Here is a 20,729-nt window from a genome sequence, read left to right as displayed (position 1 = left end):
ACAGCGCTCATACGGCATCAAAATCTGAATTGAGAATTGCTGGTTCCGGGGCGTTGGAGTTTGTTAACGGGAGTTTGTTAACGGGAGTTTGTTAACGTCGCCGCGCGCGCGGCCCCGATCAGCCCCACGCGCGCGTTCTACCGGCCCGCCGCTTACTTGATCTGCTTGGCCAGCGCGCTCGACACGGCCGCGTCGAACCCGCCCTTCGCGGCCCCGGCCTTTTTCCTTTCCGATGCCAAAAATTGCTCGCGCAACTTGGAGAGCGCCAAGATGCGCTCACGCAGGGCCTTGCGTTCGGCCGAGGTCGCAGCCAGCTTCGCCTGCCGCTGCTCGGGCTTCAAAGCGCGCAAAGCCTCGGGCAAGTCGGACTCCTTGACGCTGTCGAGGCTGAGCGCGCCCGATTCGACCTTTTGCACGAGGTCCGATTCGTCGTAGGCTTTCTTGTTGATCGCCTTGTTCAAGGCCCTGTCCGCTTGCGCGGCCGGCGGCGCGGCGGCCGACACCCGGCTTTCCATCGCGGCCTGCTTGGCCTGGCTGGCAAGGCGCGCGGTCGCGGCGCCATAGGCCAGATACGTGCCGCCGATCCTCTCCCCCAAGGCCGCGAGCTCGGCATCGTAGGGCGTGGCGATCGCCCGCACGCCGCCGTCCTGGGCGATCGCGAAATACTCGCCGCCGCCGAACTGCGCCAGGCTCTTCCAAGGTCCCGTGGCCGCGCTGTTGCCACCGCACTGGATGGCATTGACGGTCATGCCCTGCTGGCGCGCCAACCGGGCGGTCTCGAGGATGTCCGGCACATCCTGGTAGTCGTCATGCGGCGGCGCGTCGCCGACCAGGAACAGGATCTGCGACGTGCGCGGGCCCGCCTTGGACCATTGCACCCGCTCGAGCCCGTCCCGCATGGCGCTGCGCACGTCCTCCGGGCCGTCGCCGCCGCCCTGGGCCTTCAGTTCCATCAGGCGCGCATAGACGTCGTCCAGGTTGTCGCTCAGCGGGGTGACCTGGGTCACATAGGCGTCGCCGCGGTCGCGGTAGGCCACCAGCCCGACCTTGACGCTGGCCGCCTTCTGGCCCTGCGTTTGCATGATGTCGTTGACGATGCTCCAGATCTTGGTCTTGGCGCCTTCGAGCAGGCCGCCCATGGAGCCGGTGGTGTCGAGCACGAACACGAGTTCGATCGACGCCGCCCTGGCGTCGGCGCTGGCGGCCACCGCCACCGGGGCCGGATGGGCGATCACCAGCGGCAAGGGCGAGGCCAGGGCCGGCGCCACGGCGCAGCTGACGAAACAGGCCGCGATCGCATTTTTGAGCAAGTTGGGGGACATGGGAATTCTCCTTATTGTGTGGACGTGGCTTTCAGGATGGATCGGGAACAAAACCGCCGGGAAACGGCGCCGGCCGGCGCACCACGGGAACGCGGGGAATGATGCCGCGCGCGCGCAGATTGGCGAGGCTGTCGTAGTACACGACCAGCGTCTCACTGGGCCGCGTGCTGGCGCGGCGGAACTCGGTCATGCTCGAGGCGCTGCCGAGGCGCTCGCCGTGCCCGGTGCCGAGCTTGCTGTCGTAGCGGCGCGAACGCGCGCCCTCCTCGCGGGCAACGGCGCGCGGCGCCGAAACCGGGGCGGCGGCGGTGCCGTGCGCCGCGCCGGCATCGCGGGCCGACGACTGCGCCTCGGCCATCGGCGGCGCCATCGGCGCGTCGTAATGGACGGGCGGGGTCTCCAGATACAGGGCCGCGCCGATCACGCCGGCCTGGTGGGCGCGCCCGGTGCGCGCCGCGTACGAGTCGGACACGTTGGTGAAATAGAAGGCCGCGACCTCGTGCATGTTCTTGCGCCAGCCGGCGATTGTCTCTTGCTGGCCCGATTCAAGCACATAGCCGGACTGGGCCGGCGAGGCGGTGGCGCCCGTGATGACGTTGACGCCATCGACCGCCATCACCGACAGCAGGCGTGCGCCGGTCTTGTTGGTCACGCGCAGCGCGTAGCGCTGGCCCGGCTGGCCGACCACGTAGTTGTGGCCGCCGTGGCGCCAAATCTGGAGTGGCTCGCCGGTCTGTTGGTCGACGATGGCAAGGCTGGCAAGTTGGCCGGCGAACGCTTGCGGCGCCAGCGCGGCAAGCAGGGGCAGGAGAAGCCGGAGCACGGTGCGTTTCATGATCATTCCTTGGTTGTTGGGGACACAAGGAATGAAACGCGCCAACAAAACGAATGGGGTCAGGCGTATTTGTAAGCAGTTGTAAGGCACGCCCCGCCCCCCTTTTAAAGTTTCCCCAGCTCTTTGACGAAACGCTTGCGCACTTCGACAAACCCGATGCCTTCGTAAAAGGCGTGGGCGCGCGTGCGGAAATCCCTGCTGGCCAACTCGAGGTGGGAACAGCCCGTGTCGGCCGCGTGCTGTTCGGAGCGCTGCACCAGGACCGCGCCGACGCCCCGGCTGCGCATGTTTTCGTCGACCACCAGCGCCGAGATCGTCGCGCGCGGCGCGGGCAAGTGCATCGGATGGAGCACGACCACCACCACGACCCCGCAAATGACGCCATCGGACTCGGCCACGAAGACGCGGTCGTCGCGGCTGCCGAAATGCGCCCCGAGCCGTTCCCGCACATCCGCGGCGGTATTGGCATAGCCGAGCTGCCCGAACAATTCGACCATGCGCGCCACGTCGCCCGCTTCGGCGGCGCGGGTGTGCACGGGCAGGCTCATCTCTCGCCCGGCGGGTGGCGCCGGCGCAGGAACATACGCACGAACATATACAGAAAGGCGGCCAGATTAAGAACGAGGATCGCCATGGCCAGCCACGTCAGCGTCGACAGCGCGCCGCTCGCACGCGTCTCGCCATCGTGCAGTTTGTTGATTTCGGCACGCACCGAGTCGAGGGTGGCAGGGTCGTAAGGGGTCGACTGCTGCAACACCAGCGACTTGCCGTCGAACAGCAGCGTCGCCAAGTGGTCTTTTTCGAGCGTCAGCGGCAGTTCGATCATGCGCTCTTCGCCAACGCAATGCGACAGCACCAGCGCCGTCTTGAGCGCGCCCGCCGGCGCGGCGAAACGGTAGCCAACCGGCATCTTGTTCTCATCGGGTCCGGAGAGTTCGGCGCTTTCGCTAAGCAGCGTCTCGCCGTTGATCAGGTAAGACAGCGCGCACGCCTTGGCGCCTGCGCCGGTTGCGGGTGCCGACGCGGGCGCGTGCACCGTGATGTCGATCCAGCCATGGTCGCCGGCCAAAATGTGGTCGCGCCGCGCTTCGGACATGCCGGCCTTGGTGCAGCCGGAGCAGACCATCAGCAACGTGACGGCGCACCACCGATGAAATACATTCATACAACCTCGCTCTACGGCGCCGGGTGGCCGTCTTGCGAAATTGTAATGTTCAAAATCGCCAAATGATAGCTTCGGCGCAAGAATATTTTCACTGCGCTGCGGCGGCGCCCTGGTAACGCGCCTGTTGCGCGACGAAACCGTCGAAGGCGCCGATGACCGGCGCGTAGCGGGCCGCGTCGCGCTCGATCTGCATCAGCGCGTAGCAGCTCGCCTCGAGCGTCGACAACTGGTCGGGGCCCTGCGCCTTGCGGATGCCGTAGCGCGAGGCGGGCACCTCGGTGAGCGCGAGGCGCGGCAGTTGCTGGAGCAACGGGTTGAGGTAAAGCATTTTCCGGCTTTTGCGCCAGGTTCCGTCAAGCACCACCAGCCGCAGGCGCGCTGGCGCCAGCAGCAGGGCCGGGTCGAGCGCGGGCGGCGCGGGCAGGCGCAGCGCGCGGGCGTCGGGGGTGTCTGGATAGAGCAGCACGGGCACGCGGCCGCCGCCGTCGAGCAACGCGGCCAGTTGCGCCGGCGCGAAGGTCTCGCCCGTCGCCAGCATGCTGCCCGGCAGGCACATATGGAGCAGACGCGCGCTGCCCTTGGCCTGCGCCACCTCGAGCGGGTGCTGCAAGATCAGCAGTTCGACCCGGGACGCCACCGGCGCGACGAAGCCGCAGATGCAGCTTTGTTGCGGGCGCAGGCAGCGCGCGCACATGGCGCGGCGCGGCGGCGGGAGGATTGCATCGTGGGCGAGACTCATCGGGGAAAGCGTGTCGAAAGCGTGGAAAATGCGCAGGCAGAGCGCTGAAAGGCCAACAGCGGCGGCCCCGATTGTAACAAGGCCGGCTACTTGCCCCGCAAGGGCTGCAGCGCCCCGCTCCACGCCACCACCTGGTCGAGCATGGTTCCGACGTTTTCGTGGTGCGGCGCCGGCTTGAAGGCGGCGTAATTCTCGAAGTCGGTGGCCAGCGACAGCTGGACCTGGGCGCGCACGTCGGCCACCATGAGTTCGACCATGCACAGGCGCAGGCTTTCGACCGCGCGCACCCCGCCCGCGCTGCCGTAGCTGACGAAGGCGGCGGCCTTGTTGTTCCATTCACGGAACAGGAAGTCGATCGCGTTCTTGAGCGCGCCCGGGATGCCGTGGTTGTATTCGGGCGTGACGAAGACGAAGCCGTCGAAGCCGTCGATTTTCTCGGCCCATTCCTTGGTGTGCGGCTGCGAATACTGCCCCATCGCCGGCGGCACCGGCTCGTCGAGCAGCGGCAGCTTGAAGTCCTCGATGTCGACCAGAGAGTACACGGCGTCGTTGCGCAAGGTGGCGATTTCGAGCACCCAGCGCGCCACGTCGAGCGACTTGCGGCCCGGCCGCGTACTACCCGTAATGACAGCGATATTGATCATGATCCTACCTCCTGCCCGAAGTGGAAACAGCGAAGGAAAAACAGCCTGAGCGCCGATTGGCGTGGTCCCGATTTTAAGTGGATCGCCGTTTGACTAGCGCCGCATTGCCGTGCGGCCCGGGGCGATGCCACGCCCATTTAACTGTTCAACATTTGAAGGCGCCCCTTGTGTGGACAGGGAAGAAACGGAACAGGCCGCTGCCCCAACTATATTTCCCAAACGTGCCCAAGAATTGGCAATCGTGTATTGCTACCGAAAACGGTCGTGCTTAGAATCAAGCTATTCCTACAGGCAACCCATTGAACTCATCATCGTGACCGCCTCGTTTTTCCGCCGCAGCCTCGTTGGCAAAATCATCGCGACCGCTGTTGTCGGTTGCACCCTGCTGCCGTCGTTGGCGGTGGAACAAGAGATGCCGCTGGACTACCGCCTCAACGAACAAATCATCATGCTTCCGGCCGGCATCGGCAAGCAAGCCATGCTCGAAACCACGGTCTTCAAGCCCAACGGCCCCGGCCCCTTTCCGCTGCTCGTGATCAACCACGGCAAGGAATCGGGCGAGCCGCGGCGCCAGACGCGCGACCGCTTCATCTACATGGCGACGGCCTTCGTCAAACGCGGCTACGCGGTCATGCTGCCGATGCGGCAGGGTTTTTCGCGCTCGAGCGGACGCTACCTCGACTTCGGCTGCGACATGACCGCCAACGGCTACGCCCAGGCCAGCGACGTGCTCGACACCATCGACTACGCGCGCGGCATGCGCTGGGTCGACGACACGCGCATCCTTGTGGCCGGGCAATCGTACGGCGGCCTGGCCACGGTGGCGCTGGGCACCCAGGCCGTCCCCGGCGTGCGCGGCCTGCTCAATTTCGCCGGCGGCCTGCGCGACGACGCCGACGCCTGCGACTGGCGCGGCGCGCTCGTGGCCGCCTTCGCCCACTACGGCGCCAACAACAAGATCCCCTCGCTGTGGATGTACGGCGCCAACGACTCCCTGTTCGATCCGGCGCTGGTGGGACGCATGCACGCCGCCTTCGTCGGCATGGGCGGCCGGGCCCGGCGCGCCGAACTGGGCGTCTTCAAGCGCGACGCGCACGGCATGGCCGCCAGCCGCGACGGCGAAAAATTCTGGTGGCGCGACACCGAGCGCTTCCTCGAGCAGATCGGCATGCCGACACGCGAGATCCACACCGTGGCCGCCGCCCCGGTTCTGCCACGAAGCAATTTCGCCGAGATCGGCGACATCGACGCGATCCCGTACCTCGGCGAGAACGGCCGCGCCGCCTACCGCGCCTACCTCGGAAAAATGACCCCGCGCGCGTTCGCGCTCTCGCCCAGTGGCGCCTGGTGCTGGGCCGAGGAAGGCGAGCAACCCGACGTGCGCGCGCTCGAAACATGCGCCGAGAAAAGCAACGGCCCCTGCACCCTGTATTCGGTCGACGATTATGTCGTCTGGCCCAATTCGGTGGGCAGCTCGACGGCTGAATCCCAACCGCCTGTCGTGGCGCCAACGCAGACCGCGCAACAATAGCGTCGCGTAAACGCGACCATGCACGGGGCAAATTCCCGCACCGGCCCCGAAACGCCGGTTAGGACAAGCCACGCCCGTGTGATCCGGACCACAATGGCGGGATCGACCTATTCCGGAGAACGCGCATGGCGCCTCATCACACCATCCGACGCGCGCCGCGGGCACGGGTTCGCGCCAGGCTGTTAAGCACCCTGCGCGCGAGCCTTTGCGCCGCGCGGCTTTGCTCCTCCTTCGCCACCTTCGCCTCCCTCGCCGCCGTCGCCGCCCTCCACACGCCGGCGGCGCACGCCGCCAACAACGACCCGGTCGTGCTGGTGCACGGCTTCCTCGGCTTCGGGCCCGAGGCCTTCCAGAGCAGCGGCTTCAAATACTGGGGCGGCTTCAACGACCTGGTCGCCCACATGCGCGGGCCCAACGGCGAACACCGCGTGTTCGCCGCCAGCGTCGGCCCGGTCAGTTCGAGCTGGGACCGGGCGGCCGAACTCTATTATCAAATCAAGGGCGGTTGCGTCGACTACGGCAGCAAGCACACGGCGCGCCACGCCCACGACGGCGCGATCCAAAAGCCGCCCGGCAAATGCTGGACCGCCGACCCCGCCAACAACCCGGAAAACTATCCGATCGCGCTGCACCCGGCCTGGGACGCGCAGCACCCGGTGCACCTGGTCGGCCACAGCCAGGGCGGCCAGACCATCCGGCTGCTGATCGAACTGCTCGAGAACGGCTCGCCCGACGTCGACGAGGGCGGCGCCGAACTCTACCTCGGCGGCAAGCTCAAGTGGGTCAAGAGCGTCACCACGCTGGCCACCCCGCACAACGGTTCGAGCCTGCGCGAGGCCATGTTCGGCGTCATGCCGCTGCCGGTCGCGCCGACCGAGGTCGCCGCGCCGGCGGACGCCCCGCCGGCGCCGCAGGCGGCGCCGCGCCAGCGTCCGCCCCAACGCGGCGCCAAGGCCGCGTTCTGGAAGCAGTCCGTGATCGATTCGGTGCAATGGGAAATGACGCCCGACGGTGCCAAGGAGTTCAACAAATGGGTGCGCACCTCGCCCCACGTCTACTATTTTTCGATGGCCAACGTGGCCACGGAGTCGGGTAGCTATTGCTGCAACGAGACCGACCGCATGCTCGCGCCGATCCAGAGCGTCCAGTACCAGTACCCGCGCAAGGACATGGCGCCGCTGACCAAGCCGTATGCGGGCGAGTACATCGTGCCGTCGCTGTTCCGGCCCGGCATGGGCTCGTACACGCAATTCGGGGCCGGGCGCGTGCGCGTCGACGAAGCCTGGTTCCCCAACGACGGGGTGGTCAACACGGTCAGCATGAAGTCGCCCGCGGGCCATCCGGTGCGCGAGTTCGACGGCACCGCGGTCGCCGGCACCTGGAACTTCGTGGCCACCTACCGCGGCCACGACCATTTCGACATGGTCGGCTGGCCGCGCAAGGAGGAGCTCACGCTGCCGATCTACGACAACATCAGCAAGATCATATTCGCGCTTTGACCGCGCTGCCGCGGGCCGCGTCCGCGCCTGGCGGGACCGGCATCGCGCTGCATCTTGCCTGACATACACACCAACCAAAGACGCCAACGCGGCGCCGCGCAAGCGCGCCGCCGTCCTGAGTGAGGGCATGGCCAGGCCCTTCCATTGGTAGCCGCGCACATGGCCGGGCGCGCTGTCGTTGCCCTGCTCGCGCGCCTTGGCGATCCAATCCTCGATCGCGGCGGCGGCGGCCAGGGTCGCACTTAGAGGCTGAGCTGGGTGCCGGTCTGGCGCAGGAAGATGGAAAGTGCTTCGAGCGAGGCGTTGCCCACGCCGAAGGTGTGTCTGGGATTCATGCTCGTTCCTTGTCTGGTTTTGTCGCGATTTGTCGGGTCCTGTCCCTCGTTGGACAAGGGAAATATGGACGAGTTAAAAATCGACAGAACGCGCGTGAACGCGACTTGAAACGAGTACGAATGCCACAGGGGGCCGGCCAGGGGCGCCCCGCTCCCCTCCGGCTCAATTTCGACCGGGAACGATCGAATTGTCGGGCCCGCCAGCCTGCTAGAATCCGCTTTCACGCACCAGCACCGCGATACACTGGCGCAAGAATCGCCAAAGGATGCTGCTGCGCCCGCCCTCGATGTGCCCGGCCACCGGCGTCACCCGCGCCACGTCGGCGGCGGGCACGCGCACGGTGACGCGGTACAGCGCCTCGTTGGCGATCAACTCGCCCTGCTCGGTGGCGCGCGCGGCGATCGGCCCGCCGTGGACCGAGGCCAGCATCGCCTCGGGCAGCTGGCGGCTGGCGGTGCTGTCGATGCCGCTCACGACCGCCTCGACCGCCTCCGGGTCGGCGTGGCGCGCCAGCAGGCGCACCTTGGCCCCCACCTTCACGCGCGCGATCTGCGACTCGTGCACGAACAGATAGGCGAGCGAATCGGCGCCGCCGACCACCCGCCCCAGCACGTGCTTGCGGCCGACCCAGGCGCCCGCGAACAGGCCGCGGTCGAGGTCGCGGAACACGCCGTCGTGCGGCGCGCGCACGGTCAGGCGTTCGCGCTCCTGGCTTTGCAGCAGCTGCTCGGCGCGCGCCGCGGCCAGCTGCTGCTCGAACACGGGCGCGGCGTCGCGCAGCGTCGGATCGCCGATCGAGCCGGCCAACTGCCGCTCCAGGCCTTCGATCCGGCTTTGCAGCTGCGTCCACTGGCTGTCGACCTGCAGGTCCGCCAGCAGGAACAGCGGCTCGCCCGCGCGCACCGGCTGGCCGTCGGCGACCATGATCTTCGACAGGCGCGCCGCCACCGGCGGGAACAGGCGGCTGTGTTCGCGCGCCTGCCAGTAGCCGTCAGCGCCCACGTCCGAGCGCCAAGGCACCGCCAGCGCCACCAGCGCCACCAGCACCAACACCGCGCTGAGGGTGGCTCGTCCGCTCCAGCGCGCGCGCCGCGCCCACCACGCCTTCATCTCGTTGGCTATCGGACGCAGCACGAACCAGATGATCTCGACGGCGAACAGGAAGATCCCGGCCAGCTTGAAGAACAGGTAGTAGACCGCCGCCGCGATGCCGGCGAACAGCACCACCCGGTAGATCCAGGTCAGGTAGGCGTACAGGCACAGGCCGGCCCGGCGCGTTTCGAGCTGCGGCTCGGGGAACGGCTCGTCGACCCCGAGCACGGTGCGGCGCAGCTGCCAGCGCCCGATCGAGAAGCTGCGCTCGGACAGGTTCGGGATGTCGAGCCCGTCCATGAGCAGGTAGTAGCCGTCGAAGCGCATGAAGGGATTGAGGTTGATCGCCAGCGTGCTGACCCAGGTCACGGCGGCCAAAATGTAGGCCGCGCTTTTGAGGGCGCCGTCGGGCGCCACGCTCCAGACCAGCGCCGCGAGCGCGGCCAGCATCAGTTCGGCGATCACGCCGGCGCCGCCGATGGCCAGCCGCGCGCGGCGCGAATGGAGCTTCCAGGCCTCGGAGGTGTCGGTGTAGAGCAGCGGCCAGAGCAGCATCACGGCCACCCCCATGGTCGGCACCCGCACCCCGTAATGGCGGCAGGTGTAGGCGTGCGCGAGCTCGTGCACAACCTTGGCCAGCGCCAGCGCCAGCCCGTAGTACAGGGCGCCCTGCCACGAAAAGAAGTACAGGAAGGTCTGCGAAAACGCGGCCCACTGGTCGAGCACGCGCCACAGCGCCAGCGCGCACAGGGCGCCCACCCACAGCAGCAGCGAGGGCCGGAACAGGGGCGCCAAAAAACGCCCGGTGCGCGCCAAAAACAGCTCCGGCTTGACCAGCGGGATGCGGAAGAACAGGTAGTGGTGCAGCAGCCACTGCCAGCGCGAGAGCGTGCGCTGGCGCGCCATCTGGTGCAGCGAGGCGCGCAGTTGCGGGGCGTCCGCGCGCAGCAGCTCGTTGGCCAGCAAAAACTGCAGCAGGCCCTCGACGTCCTCGGCCTCGGGCGCGAGCGCGGTCTCGCGCCCGACCTGCTGGCACAGCTCGGCCGCCGGGGCGCCGGCGCGCCAGCGCGACAGCAGCTCGAACTCGAGCCAGCCGAGGCGGAAAAAGCGGTTGCGCACCGGGTCGACCAGGTGCCAGTGCGGCGTGCCGTCCTGGCCGCGCGGCGCCGCCTCGAGCCGCAGGTCCTCGCGCAGGGCCAGCAGGGTGGTTTCGGGCTTGGACGCGGCGCCGAAGGAAATCGATTGAGCCATCATGGAGCGTGCACTTTCGTTATAGCTTCGTTATGGCTTCGTTATGGCTTCGTTATGGCTTCGTTATGGCTTGGTTGTGGCTTGGTTGTGGCTTCGTCGTGGCCTGGGCCGACAGCCGCATTTGTTCGAGCCGCATTTGTTCGAGCCGCATTTGTTCGAGCCGCATTTGTTCGAGCCGCGCGTAGGCGGCGGCCAGCGTGGCGCCGCCGTGCATGGGCGCGCCATCGGGGTCACCCCCGAACGGCAGCCCGGCGTCCTTCGAATGGTAGGCCGCGCGCGCGCGGATCGCCGCGCCCTCTTGCGCGCTGCATGCGATGCCGAGGCGCGCCAGCAGGGCGGGCACTGCGCCCGGCAGCTCATTGTAGTTCAGTAGCATCAGCCCCGCAGCGCCGGCCTGGGCCAGCGCGGCCGTGTAAAACTGCTCGAGCACGGCGATGCAGTAGGCGTCGAGGTCGCCCGGCGCGCGCGCGCCGCCATCGATGCCGAGGCGGGCCGGGTCGATCATCCCCGGCACCATCTGCGGGCCGCGGCGGCGGCGGTGCGAGGCCAGCACGGCGTCGGGCTCGCGGTACAAAAAGATGCACGGGGTGTCCGGAAAGGCGCGCCGGACGGCGGCCAGGCTGGCGATGTGCCAGCTGTCGAACTTGATCACGAAGGCGCTCTCGCCGGGGCCGCGGCGCTGGCCCAGCGCGCCGACGAGCTGCCTGAACACTGCCAGCCCGGCGGCGTCCAGGCCGCCCTGCCCGCGCTCGCGCAAAAAGGCGTCGAGCACGGGCGGCTCCGACAGCACCACGCAATGCGCCAGCGCCGCCAGCGATTGTGTCAGCAGGGTCGAGCCGCAGCGCGAGACGTGGAAGATGAACGCCGACGGCGCCAGCACGTCGTCGAATTGGGCCAGCGCCGCGTACGGCGTCTGGCAGACCAGGCGCGACTGGCGCGGCTGGTCTGCTAGGGTGTCGCTGAAAAACGGTTCGCTGAAGCGTTTCCCGCCAAGCCAGCGCCAGCCGACTTGATCGCCGGTGGCGGCCACCGGATACCACCCGCGCAGCGAGTCGAGCCGCTCAGGCGCGACGCGCTCGCCGCGCATCAGGGCCCGTTCGGCGAACGCGAAACCGTGCGTCATGGTGGCGCCGATCGCGCCGAGCCGGCCAGGGCGCCGAGTCGCTCGGCCAGCAGCAGGGCGCCCGCCCCGCCGCCCGCGCGCAGGCTGGCGATCACGTCGTCCACGTTGGCGTCGTTGATGTTCGGGTCGCCGTAGTGCGGGGCCGGCGGCGCCACGTAGCCGGCGCGCGCGAACAGCGCTTCGAGCCAGGCGTTGGGCACGCAGTCGAGCATCAGGTGGACCCGGTTCTCGTCGCTGTCGTTGGCGACCGCGTGCTCGCAGTTGGCGTTCAGGTACCAGGTGTCGCCCTGCGAAAAATGCACGTCCTCGCCGTCGATGGTGAACACCACCCCGGGCCGGGTAAGGATGGGCACATGCAGCCTGGCCAGCCCGTCCTCGAAGCCGGTGCCGGGGTCGCGGTGCGGGAGGATGCGCGCGCCCGGCGCGAGCGACATCAGGCGCACCGACTGCAGATCGCACTCGAAGCCGGCCAGCACCCTTTGGAACTGCGGGCTGCGCTCGAGGACAACGGTCGGCGCGTAATCCTGGCCGTCGAGCGCGATGATATGGTCGAGCCGCCCGCCGACCGAGCGCAGCGGGATGCATTGCCAGCCGCTGGCGTAGGCGGTGGTGTTGTAGTGGTCGATCCATCCGGTGCCGAGCATCTGCGCCAGCTCGGCCTGCAGCGGCGCGGCGTCGAACGCCAGCGGCAGCTTGAGGTAGCGCGTCGGGCGCCGCGCCGGGTCGCCAGCGAGGCCGCTCACGCCCGCCCCCGCGCGCGCCAGACCATCTGGTCGGCGGCGTCGCCGGCCTCCTCGACCTCGAAGCCGAGCGCCAGGTACAGGCGCCTGGCGCCCGCGTTGCCTTTGGCCACCGACAGGCGCAGCGGCACTTGCAGCGCGGCCGCCTCGCGTTGCAGGCGGCGCAGAATGGCGCCGCCGTGGCCGCGCCCGCGCGCCCGCGGCAGCAGCGCGATGTCGACCACGCGCATGCCGCGCAGCGGGTCGCTGTCGGTGACGATGCGTCCGAGCGCCTCGCCGTCGCGCAAGATCAATTCGCGGCGCGCCTGCGGATAGGCCTTGCGCTGGCCGTTCTCGTGCACCATCTGCTGCATCGCGATCAGCGTCGCGACCAGGGCCGGATCGACGTGCGAGCCGAGCAGGTCGTCACGGGTCGACCGGTAGAGCGCGTCGAGGAAGGGTTGGTCGTCCGTTTGCACGCTTCGCAGCGTCAGCCCCGGCGCTTCTGGCATGTCGGTCAAATCTACTCCCAATACAGGTGCGTAAAATCAATTGTGCGCTTATCATGCACACTCTTGAATTCGCTTGCAACCACAAATCGAAACGCTGACAACCATGGAATACACACTTGCGCTGTTCGCCCCGCTGGTGGGGACCGTCTTCACCGTCGAAACCCAGGCCGGTCCGGTCGAACTGGTCTTGCTCGAGGCGCGCGAAATGCCGCGGCGCGGCTTGCCAGAGCAGTTCCGCACGCCGCTTTCGCTGATCTTCGAAGGCGGCACCGCGCCCGCCCTGGAGCAGGACAACTACTATGTCGACCATCCGGCGCTCGGGCGCGCGACCTGGACCCTGGTGCCGGTCATGCCCTGCGCGCCGTCGCGGCGCAGCGGGCCGGCGCGCCAGTATGAGCTTGGTTTCTCATAGGAAGCTGACCGCCCCGTCAAAAAAGCGCGGATCGCAGCGCTTTTTTTGCCGCGATTTAATTGCGCGACGGGAAGATACCTTGGAGGCAAATGACGAAGTTGAGCCCCAGGAACGGCGGCACCGTCGGCACCGACACGGCGGTCGCGCCCGTGAAGCCGGCCGGCGTGCCCTGGCCGGTGCTGGCGGTGGTGCCGCCGACCGTGGTGGCGACATTGCCCAAGTCGAACAGGTTATCGGTCGGCGCCGGGCTGGCATAGATGGTCGCGAGCCCGGGGCCGGCGCCACTTTGGATCAGCCCGCAGCCCTCGGTCGGCGCCGCGACACCGCCCGCGCCCGCGGCCGTCTTGACCGTCGTGACCGCCGTCAGGCCGGTCGCATCGTGCGTGTGCGGCGGCAGGTTGGCCGCGGTGAGCGTGACAGCGCCCGAGACCGTGCCGGTGCCGGCGCCCGTCTCACTGCCGCCGCGCCCGCCGAGGGTGCGCGGTGTCAGACCGGCGCCATTGCCCGGGCCGATGGGCATCCGTCCCTGCATGTCGGGCAACTGGAACGTGGTCACGCCGTCCCCGCCAAAGTTGGTTCCGATCAGGGCGAACAATGCCGAGTTTTGCGAGATCGACATGAGCTGACCGTTGCACAGCGCCCAACCTTTGGGGGCGAAATTAAATCCGACGTTCATGATTGTTCCAATGAATGCTTCCATGTGATTTTCCTCGTTGTTAGTTGATCGAATGCCCTCTTGGCACCGGCCGCGACACATTTCCAAATTATCTTGGCGCGATTGAAAGCATGTCGATGCTACATTACTCCAAAGAAAATAGTGGCAAATGTCAAATATATTTGCCCCTTTGGTTGACAAAAAAAGACGTCCCGGAATTTATATCCCCAACTGTGAGTTTTTGAAAGTTTTGCGTTCCAAATCGTTGTTAGAATCGAGAGGAAGTTTGCGCATTATCAAAACAACAATCCGAGTGGTTGGTCTTGCAACAACCGGCACGCACAACGCCCCACAAAAACAATCAGCACGATGACTCCACTGCGCGCGCCCGACCGGCGGCGCGCGCCACCCAGCCTGAATTGACGAGCCCCGCATCCATGTCCACGCAAACATTCCACTTCATCTCCGGCCTGCCGCGCTCCGGCTCCACCCTGCTCGCGGCCCTGCTGCGCCAAAACCCGCGCTTCCACGCGGGCATGTCGAGCCCGGTGGGCGCGCTCTACGGCGGAATGCTGAACCAGTTCGGGGCCGGCAGCGAGTTCGGCGCGGTGATCACGGCGGCGGAGCGCAAGCGGCTGGTGCGCGGCCTGTTCGACTCCTACTACGCGGACCAGGCCGGCAAGGACGTGGTGTTCGACACCAACCGCATGTGGTGCGCCCACATGCCGATGCTGATGGACCAGTTCCCGGACGCCAAGGTGATCGCCTGCGTGCGCAACGTGGCCTGGATCATGGACAGCCTCGAGCGCCGCTTCCGGGCCGACCCGTACGAGATCACGCGATTGTTCAACGACGGCGCCGAGCGCAACACGGTGTTCAGCCGGGTCGACACGCTGGCCCAGCGCAACCGCCTGGTCGGCTTCGCCTGGAGCGCGCTCAAGGAGGCCTTCTACGGCGAGCACGCGTCGTCGCTGCTGCTGGTCGACTACGACCTGCTGGCCAAGGCGCCGCACAAGGTGCTGCCGCTGGTCTACCAGTTCCTCGGCGAGCCCGCCTTCGCGCACGACTTCGAGCACCTCGACTTCGACGCCCCCGAATTCGACGCCACGCTCGGCATGCGCGGCCTGCACAAGGTGCGCAGCAAGGTCGGCTTCGTGCCGCGCGAGACCATCTTGCCGCCCGACCTGTTCCAGCAGAACGCCAATCTGTCATTCTGGAAGGACGGCAGCAACAGCCGCGCCAACGTGATCACCGAACAAGCCGCCGCCACCCCAGGAGAATCAGCATGAAGCGCCCACCGAACCGTCCCGCCGCCCCGAACACCGCCAACAGCACCACCGACGCAAAGGGCGCGCGCGCCAGGTCGCCGCGCTTCGGTCCGCGCCGCGACATGCTCGCGCTCGAGTCGCGCATCGTCTTCGACGGCGCGGCCGCCGGCGCCGGTCCGGGCGACCTGGTCTTGCTGCGCGAGGGCGGCGGCCACGCCTTCGAGCAGCGCCTGGCTGGCGTCGCGCCCGACCAGCGCATCGCGCCCGAGCAGCGCCTCGCGCCCGACGCGCCGGCCACCGACGGCGCGGCCGCCACGGGCGCCGGCCGCAGCGTGCTCATCGTCGACAACCGCGTGCCCGACTATCAGAAAATCGTGGCCGCCGCCGGCGCCGGCGTGATCGTGATCGTGGTCGACAAGGACAGCGACGGCGTCGACCAGATCGCCGCCGCGCTCAAGGGCTTGAGCGGGCTCGACTCGATCAGCATCGTCTCGCATGGCGACGAGGGCATGCTGCTGCTCGGCGACGCCGCCCTGGTCGGGCACAACCTGGCCGACTACAGCGCCCAGCTGGCCGCCATCGGCGCCGCCCTCGGGGCCGACGGCGAGCTGTTGCTGTACGGTTGCGAGGCCGGCAACGGCGCCGAGGGCCGCGCCTTCCTCGAGGCGCTGGCCGGCATGACCGGGGCCGTGGTGGCCGCCTCGAGCGACGCCACCGGCGGCGCAGCCCGCGGCGGCGACTGGGAGCTCGAGATCTCGACCGGCACCGTCACCGCGGGCGCCGCGTTCGACGCCGCCGCGCTGGCCGGTTACGAGCACCTGCTCGTAACCACCAGCGTCGGCACGCTGGCCGCGCTCAAGGCCGCGATCGCGACCGGCAACTCCGATGGCGTCGCCGACCTGATCACGATCACCGCCAACATCGACTTCACCGTTGCCACCGACACGCTGGCGATCAACGTCACCGACGGCCAACTGATGACCATCATCGGCGGCGGCAAGACGCTCGACGCCAAATACCTCGCGCGGGCGATGACCACGGCCAGCACCGGCGCCGGCTCGGCCATCGAGATCGAGAACCTGACGATCACGCATGGCCTCGTCTCCGGCGCCGGCGGCGATACCGGCGTCAACGGCGTGGCCGGCGGCGACGCCCTCGGCGCCGCCATCAGCAACACCGGCACCCTCACACTCAACAGCGTGACCATCACGGCCAACGCCGCCACCGGCGGAGGCGGCGGCGGCGGCGGCGGCAGCACATCTGGGCGGCGGCGGCGGCGGCGGCGGCGGTGGCGGCGCCAATGCCATTGGCGGCGCCAACGGCGGCGCCGCCGGTGCCTCACCCGGCGGCAGCGGCGGCACGGGCAGCGGCGGCCATGGCGGCGGTTTTGGCTCCTATGGGGGCCGCGGCGGCTCGGCAACGGGCGGCGGCACCGCCTTTGTACTGGCTGGCTATGCCGCCGGCGGCGGCGGCGCCACCGCCACTGCCGGCGCCGTCACCATCGGCGGCGGCGGCGGCGGCTTGGGTTTCGACAGCAACGGCGGCAACGGCGGCAGCGCGGTCGGCGCGATCTACAATTCGGGCACGCTGAGCATCTTCGGCGCCTCCATCGTAACCAACAACGTCGGTGCGGGCGGCGGCGGCGGGGGCGGCGGGGGCGCCTCCAAGCATGCCGGCATTGGCGGGCTGGGGGTCGGCGCGATCTGGAACGGGGCAGGGGGTAGTGTGCGCATCACGGCCTCGGCTTTCGCGGCCATGACGGGCAACGACGGCGCGAGCGGCCTTTCAGGCGTAACCTTCAATGGCAGCGCCGTTACCGCGCCGACGGCGGCGCAGGACAATATCTACAACGACGCGGGCAATCCGGCCGGCAACGTCAACACCAGCTACGTTGCACCGCCGCCCTCGGGACCGAGCGCGACGATCGCAGTGGCCGATCCGGCGCTGAGCGCCGGCGAGACCTCGCTCGTGACGATCACCTTCAGCGAGCCTGTGACGGGATTCGACAACGCCGACCTGTCGCTCGCGGGCGCCGGCACCCTCAGCGCGGTCGCGAGCGGCGACGGCGGGGTCACCTGGACCGCCACTGTCACGCCCTCGGAGAACTTCAGCAATACGGCCAACCTGATCACGCTCGACAACACCGGCGTGGTCAACGGCGGTGGCACGGCGGGCGTCGGCAGCTCGAACTCGAACAGCTTCGCGGTCGACACAATCCGCCCGGACGCGACCATCGTGGTCGCCGACAACGCCCTCAGGTTGGGCGAGACGTCATTGGTGACGATCACGTTCACCGAGGCGGTGGCCGGCTTTGCCAACGACGACCTGTCGGTCGCCAACGGCACCCTCGGCGCGGTCGGCTCGGTCGACGGTGGCGTCACCTGGACCGCCACCTTCACGCCGACTCCGGGCATCACCGACACCAGCAACTTGATCAACCTGAACAAGGCCGGCGTGGCCGACGCCGCCGGCAACCTTGGCACCGGCAGCGCCAGCTCGAACAACTACGCGATAGACACCGGACGCCCGAGCGCCTTCATCGTCGTCGCCGACAGCGTACTGGCGGCGGGCGAAACCTCGCTCGTCACGTTCACGTTCTCGGAAGTGGTGACCGACTTCACCAATAGCGACCTGACCATCGACAACGGCACCTTGAGCGCCGTCAGCTCGCAAGATGGCGGAAAAACCTGGAGCGCCACCTTCACGCCGGCGGCCGGCATCCGCGACGTGACCAACCTGATCAGATTGAGCGGCAATAGCGTGGCCGACCTCGCCGGCAATACCAACTTTAGCGCGACGGCATCCAACAACTACTTGATCGACGGCATCCGTCCGACCGCCACGATCGCCGTCGCCGACAATGCGCTGTTGGCCGGCGAAACCTCGCTCGTGACCTTCACATTTTCGGAGGCTGTGACCGGCTTTGCCAACGACGACCTGACGGTTGCCAACGGAACGCTTGGCTCCGTCGGCACGGTCAACGGCGGCGTCACCTGGACCGCCACGTTCACGCCGACTGCCGACACCACCGATGCGGCCAACCTGATCACACTGAACAACACCGGCGTGGCCGACACGGCCGGCAACACCGGCACCGGCACCACCGCTTCGAACAACTACGCGATCGACACCGCGCGCCCGACGGTCGCCATCGTGGTCGCCGACGGCGTGCTGTCGGCCGGCGAGACTTCGCTTGTCACGATCACGTTCTCGGAGGCCGTGAGCGGCTTCGACAACACCGACCTGACGGTCGCCAACGGCACCTTGGGCGCGGTCGGCTCGCTCGATGGCGGCAAGACCTGGACGGCGACCTTCACGCCAACGGCCGCCACCACCGACACCAGCAACGTGATCACGCTGGCCAACGCGGGCGTGCTTGACGGCTCCGGCAACGCAAACAGCGGCAGCACCGACTCGAACAACTACGCCGTCGTCACTGCCGGCCCGACCGCCACCATCGTCGTCGCCGACAACTCGCTGACGGTCGGCGAGTCCACGCTCGTCGCGTTCACTTTCTCGGAGGCGGTGACGGGCTTTGACAATGCCGACATCGGCGTCGCCAACGGCACACTGGGCGCCGTGTCGAGCGCTGACGGCGGGGTCACCTGGACCACCACGTTCACGCCGACGGCGGGCATCGCCAATCCGGCCAACCTCATCACGGTCGACAACACCGGCGTGTCGGGCGGCGGCGGCAGCCCCGGCGCCGGCACCACCAGTTCGAACAGCTTCGCCATCGACACGACCCGCCCCGATGCGACCATCGTGGTCGCCGACAGCGCGCTGACCGTCGGCGAAACGACGCTCGTGACGATCACCTTCAACGAGGCGGTGACCGGCTTCGCCAACGACGACCTGACGGTGGCCAACGGCACCCTCGGCGCGCTCAGCTCGGCGGACGGTGGCGTCACCTGGACCGCCACGTTCACGCCAACGGCCGGCATCGCCGACACCAGCAACCTGATCACGCTGAACAAGGCCGGCCTGAGCGACGCCGCCGGCAACCTCGGTTCCGGCAGCGCCAGCTCGAACAACTACACGATCGACACGGCGCGCCCGACGGTCGCCATCGTGGTCGCCGACAGCGTGCTGTCGGCCGGCGAGACTTCGCTTGTCACGTTCACGTTCTCGGAGGCTGTATCTGGCTTCACCAATGCCGACCTGACCGTCGCCAACGGCACGCTGGGCGCGGTCAGCTCGCTCGACGGCGGCGTCACCTGGACCGCGACCTTCACGCCGACGGCCGCCACCACCGATACCACCAACGTGATCACGCTGGCCAACGCCGGTGTGCTTGACGCCGCCGGCAACGCAAACAGCGGCAGCACCGACTCGAACAACTATGCCGTCGTCACGGCCGGCCCGACCGCCACCATCGTCGTCGCCGACAACTCGCTGACGGTCGGCGAGTCAACGCTTGTCACGTTCACCTTCTCGGAGGCGGTGGCGGGCTTCACCAATGCCGACATCAGCGTCGCCAACGGCACGCTGGGCGCCGTTGCGAGCGCCGACGGCGGGGTCACCTGGAGCGCCACGTTCACGCCGACGGCGGGCGTGGACAGTCCGGCCAACCTGATCACTGTCGACAACACTGGCGTGTTCGGCGGCGGCGGCAGCCCGGGCGCCGGCAGCACCAGTTCGAACAGCTTCGCGATCGACACGACCCGCCCCGATGCGACCATCGTGGTCGCGGACGGCGCGCTGACCGTCGGCGAAACGTCGCTCGTGACGATCGCGTTCACCGAGGCCGTCACCGGCTTCTCCAACGACGACCTCACGGTGGCCAACGGCACCCTTGACGCGCTCAGCTCGGCGGATGGCGGCGTCACCTGGACCGCCACCTTCACGCCGACGGCCGGCATCGCCGACACCAACAACCTGATCACGCTGAACAAGGCAGGCGTGAGCGACGCCGCCGGCAATGCGGGCAGCGGCAGCGCCAATTCGAACAACTACACGATCGACACCGCCCGCCCGAGCGTGGTCATCGCGTTGGCCGACAGCGCCTTGTCGGTGGGCGAAACCACGCTCGTCACGTTCACGTTCTCGGAGGCGGTGGCCGGCGTCACCAATGCCGACCTGAGCATCGCCAACGGCACTTTGAGTGCCGTCAGCCCGCTCGACGGCGGCGTCACCTGGAGCGCGACGTTCACGCCGTCGGCCAACACCACCGATGCCACCAACCTGATCACCTTGAACAACGCCGGCGTGGCCGACCTGGCCGGCAATGCCGGCACCGGCACGACGAATTCCAACAACTACGCGATCGACAATATGCGTCCGAGCGCCACCATCGTCGTCGCCGACAATGCGCTGGTGGCCGGCGAAAGCTCGCTCGTGACCATCACGTTCTCGGAGGCGGTGACCGGCTTTTCCAACGACGACCTGACGGTGGCCAACGGCACGCTCGGCGCGGTCGGCACGCTTGATGGCGGCGTCACCTGGACCGCCACGTTCACGCCGACGGCCGACACCACCGACGCCAGCAACCTGATCACGCTGGCCAACACCGGCGTGCTCGATGCTACCGGCAATGCAGGCAGCGGCACGACCGATTCGAACAACTACGTGATCGACACGGCGCGCCCGACGGCCGCCATCGTGGTCGCCGACAGCGTGCTGTCGG

16 protein-coding genes and 1 pseudogene are annotated in these 20,729 nt (G+C 68.1%); 6 read left to right on the top strand and 11 right to left on the bottom strand.

Translation table 11 applies throughout. The annotated features are described in order from the left end of the window. Nucleotides 1-152: 152 nt before the first annotated feature. The 6 genes from C7C56_RS25425 to C7C56_RS25400 all read right to left on the bottom strand — a co-directional run bounded on the left by C7C56_RS25425 (nucleotide 153) and on the right by C7C56_RS25400 (nucleotide 4,705). Nucleotides 153-1,322 carry a vWA domain-containing protein gene (locus tag C7C56_RS25425; RefSeq protein WP_106760139.1) on the bottom strand — a complete coding sequence of 390 codons (1,170 nt, stop codon included), beginning with the start codon at nucleotides 1,320-1,322 and terminating at the stop codon, nucleotides 153-155. Nucleotides 1,323-1,353: 31 nt separating this feature from the next. Continuing rightward, on the bottom strand, nucleotides 1,354-2,157 hold the full coding sequence (locus tag C7C56_RS25420; RefSeq protein ID WP_146204640.1) for a hypothetical protein: 804 nt from the start codon (nucleotides 2,155-2,157) through the stop codon (nucleotides 1,354-1,356). Nucleotides 2,158-2,261: 104 nt separating this feature from the next. Further along, nucleotides 2,262-2,705, bottom strand: coding sequence for a GNAT family N-acetyltransferase (locus C7C56_RS25415; protein ID WP_106760137.1), 444 nt, complete (start codon nucleotides 2,703-2,705; stop codon nucleotides 2,262-2,264). Further along, nucleotides 2,702-3,322: a hypothetical protein gene (locus C7C56_RS25410; RefSeq protein ID WP_146204639.1), complete on the bottom strand. Its 621-nt coding sequence runs from the start codon at nucleotides 3,320-3,322 to the stop codon at nucleotides 2,702-2,704. Before C7C56_RS25410 ends, C7C56_RS25415 begins: the two co-directional genes overlap by 4 nt. 88 nt (nucleotides 3,323-3,410) lie before the next feature. Further along, nucleotides 3,411-4,061 carry a tRNA-uridine aminocarboxypropyltransferase gene (locus C7C56_RS25405; protein WP_106760135.1) on the bottom strand — a complete coding sequence of 217 codons (651 nt, stop codon included), beginning with the start codon at nucleotides 4,059-4,061 and terminating at the stop codon, nucleotides 3,411-3,413. A gap of 86 nt (nucleotides 4,062-4,147) precedes the next feature. Beyond that, the gene (locus tag C7C56_RS25400; protein ID WP_106760134.1) at nucleotides 4,148-4,705 is read right to left on the bottom strand and encodes an NADPH-dependent FMN reductase; all 558 of its coding nucleotides are present in this window, start codon (nucleotides 4,703-4,705) and stop codon (nucleotides 4,148-4,150) included. 313 nt (nucleotides 4,706-5,018) lie between these two features. Here C7C56_RS25400 and C7C56_RS25395 point away from each other — a divergent pair, with 313 nt between their 5' ends. Beyond that, nucleotides 5,019-6,236, top strand: coding sequence for a dienelactone hydrolase family protein (locus C7C56_RS25395; protein ID WP_229458994.1), 1,218 nt, complete (start codon nucleotides 5,019-5,021; stop codon nucleotides 6,234-6,236). A gap of 125 nt (nucleotides 6,237-6,361) precedes the next feature. Beyond that, on the top strand, nucleotides 6,362-7,735 hold the full coding sequence (locus C7C56_RS25390; protein ID WP_229458993.1) for an esterase/lipase family protein: 1,374 nt from the start codon (nucleotides 6,362-6,364) through the stop codon (nucleotides 7,733-7,735). Nucleotides 7,736-8,278: 543 nt separating this feature from the next. On the opposite strand, the gene C7C56_RS25380 is transcribed toward C7C56_RS25390, so the two are convergent. The 4 genes from C7C56_RS25380 to C7C56_RS25365 are packed head-to-tail and all read right to left on the bottom strand — an operon-like array spanning nucleotide 8,279 to nucleotide 12,768. Further along, entirely contained in the window at nucleotides 8,279-10,417 is a 2,139-nt protein-coding gene (locus tag C7C56_RS25380; RefSeq protein WP_106760132.1) for an HlyD family efflux transporter periplasmic adaptor subunit, read from the bottom strand. 49 nt (nucleotides 10,418-10,466) lie between these two features. Next, nucleotides 10,467-11,537: a sulfotransferase family protein gene (locus tag C7C56_RS25375; RefSeq protein WP_106760131.1), complete on the bottom strand. Its 1,071-nt coding sequence runs from the start codon at nucleotides 11,535-11,537 to the stop codon at nucleotides 10,467-10,469. Next, complete coding sequence (locus tag C7C56_RS25370; protein WP_229458992.1) at nucleotides 11,534-12,280, bottom strand: aspartyl/asparaginyl beta-hydroxylase domain-containing protein; 747 nt, start codon at nucleotides 12,278-12,280, stop codon at nucleotides 11,534-11,536. Before C7C56_RS25370 ends, C7C56_RS25375 begins: the two co-directional genes overlap by 4 nt. Next, nucleotides 12,277-12,768 (bottom strand): GNAT family N-acetyltransferase, encoded by a 492-nt coding sequence (locus C7C56_RS25365; RefSeq protein ID WP_229458996.1) that lies wholly within the window; start codon nucleotides 12,766-12,768, stop codon nucleotides 12,277-12,279. Before C7C56_RS25365 ends, C7C56_RS25370 begins: the two co-directional genes overlap by 4 nt. A gap of 103 nt (nucleotides 12,769-12,871) precedes the next feature. On the opposite strand from C7C56_RS25365, the gene C7C56_RS25360 reads away from it, so the two are divergent. Continuing rightward, a complete protein-coding gene (locus C7C56_RS25360) occupies nucleotides 12,872-13,180 on the top strand; it encodes a DUF6916 family protein (protein WP_106760129.1) in 309 nt (102 codons plus the stop codon). 55 nt (nucleotides 13,181-13,235) lie between these two features. Here C7C56_RS25360 and C7C56_RS25355 read toward each other — a convergent pair whose 3' ends face one another. Beyond that, nucleotides 13,236-13,880 (bottom strand): phage tail protein, encoded by a 645-nt coding sequence (locus C7C56_RS25355; protein WP_106760128.1) that lies wholly within the window; start codon nucleotides 13,878-13,880, stop codon nucleotides 13,236-13,238. Between the two features lie 392 nt (nucleotides 13,881-14,272). On the opposite strand from C7C56_RS25355, the gene C7C56_RS25350 reads away from it, so the two are divergent. The 3 genes and pseudogenes from C7C56_RS25350 to C7C56_RS30180 form a co-directional block, all read left to right on the top strand. Beyond that, complete coding sequence (locus C7C56_RS25350; RefSeq protein ID WP_106760127.1) at nucleotides 14,273-15,124, top strand: sulfotransferase; 852 nt, start codon at nucleotides 14,273-14,275, stop codon at nucleotides 15,122-15,124. Beyond that, nucleotides 15,121-15,915: pseudogene (locus C7C56_RS30880) on the top strand (DUF4347 domain-containing protein); the annotation flags it as partial. The gene C7C56_RS25350 and the pseudogene C7C56_RS30880, both read left to right, overlap by 4 nt. A 709-nt stretch (nucleotides 15,916-16,624) precedes the next feature. After that, the coding region (locus C7C56_RS30180) for a beta strand repeat-containing protein (protein WP_229458995.1) at nucleotides 16,625-20,729 on the top strand (4,105 nt) is incomplete at its 3' end.

This window comes from Massilia glaciei (assembly GCF_003011895.2).
In the GTDB taxonomy this organism is placed as follows: domain Bacteria; phylum Pseudomonadota; class Gammaproteobacteria; order Burkholderiales; family Burkholderiaceae_D; genus Telluria_A; species Telluria_A glaciei.
Note: the sequence above shows the minus strand (reverse complement) of the source record. Positions and strands in the feature narration are given on the sequence as shown.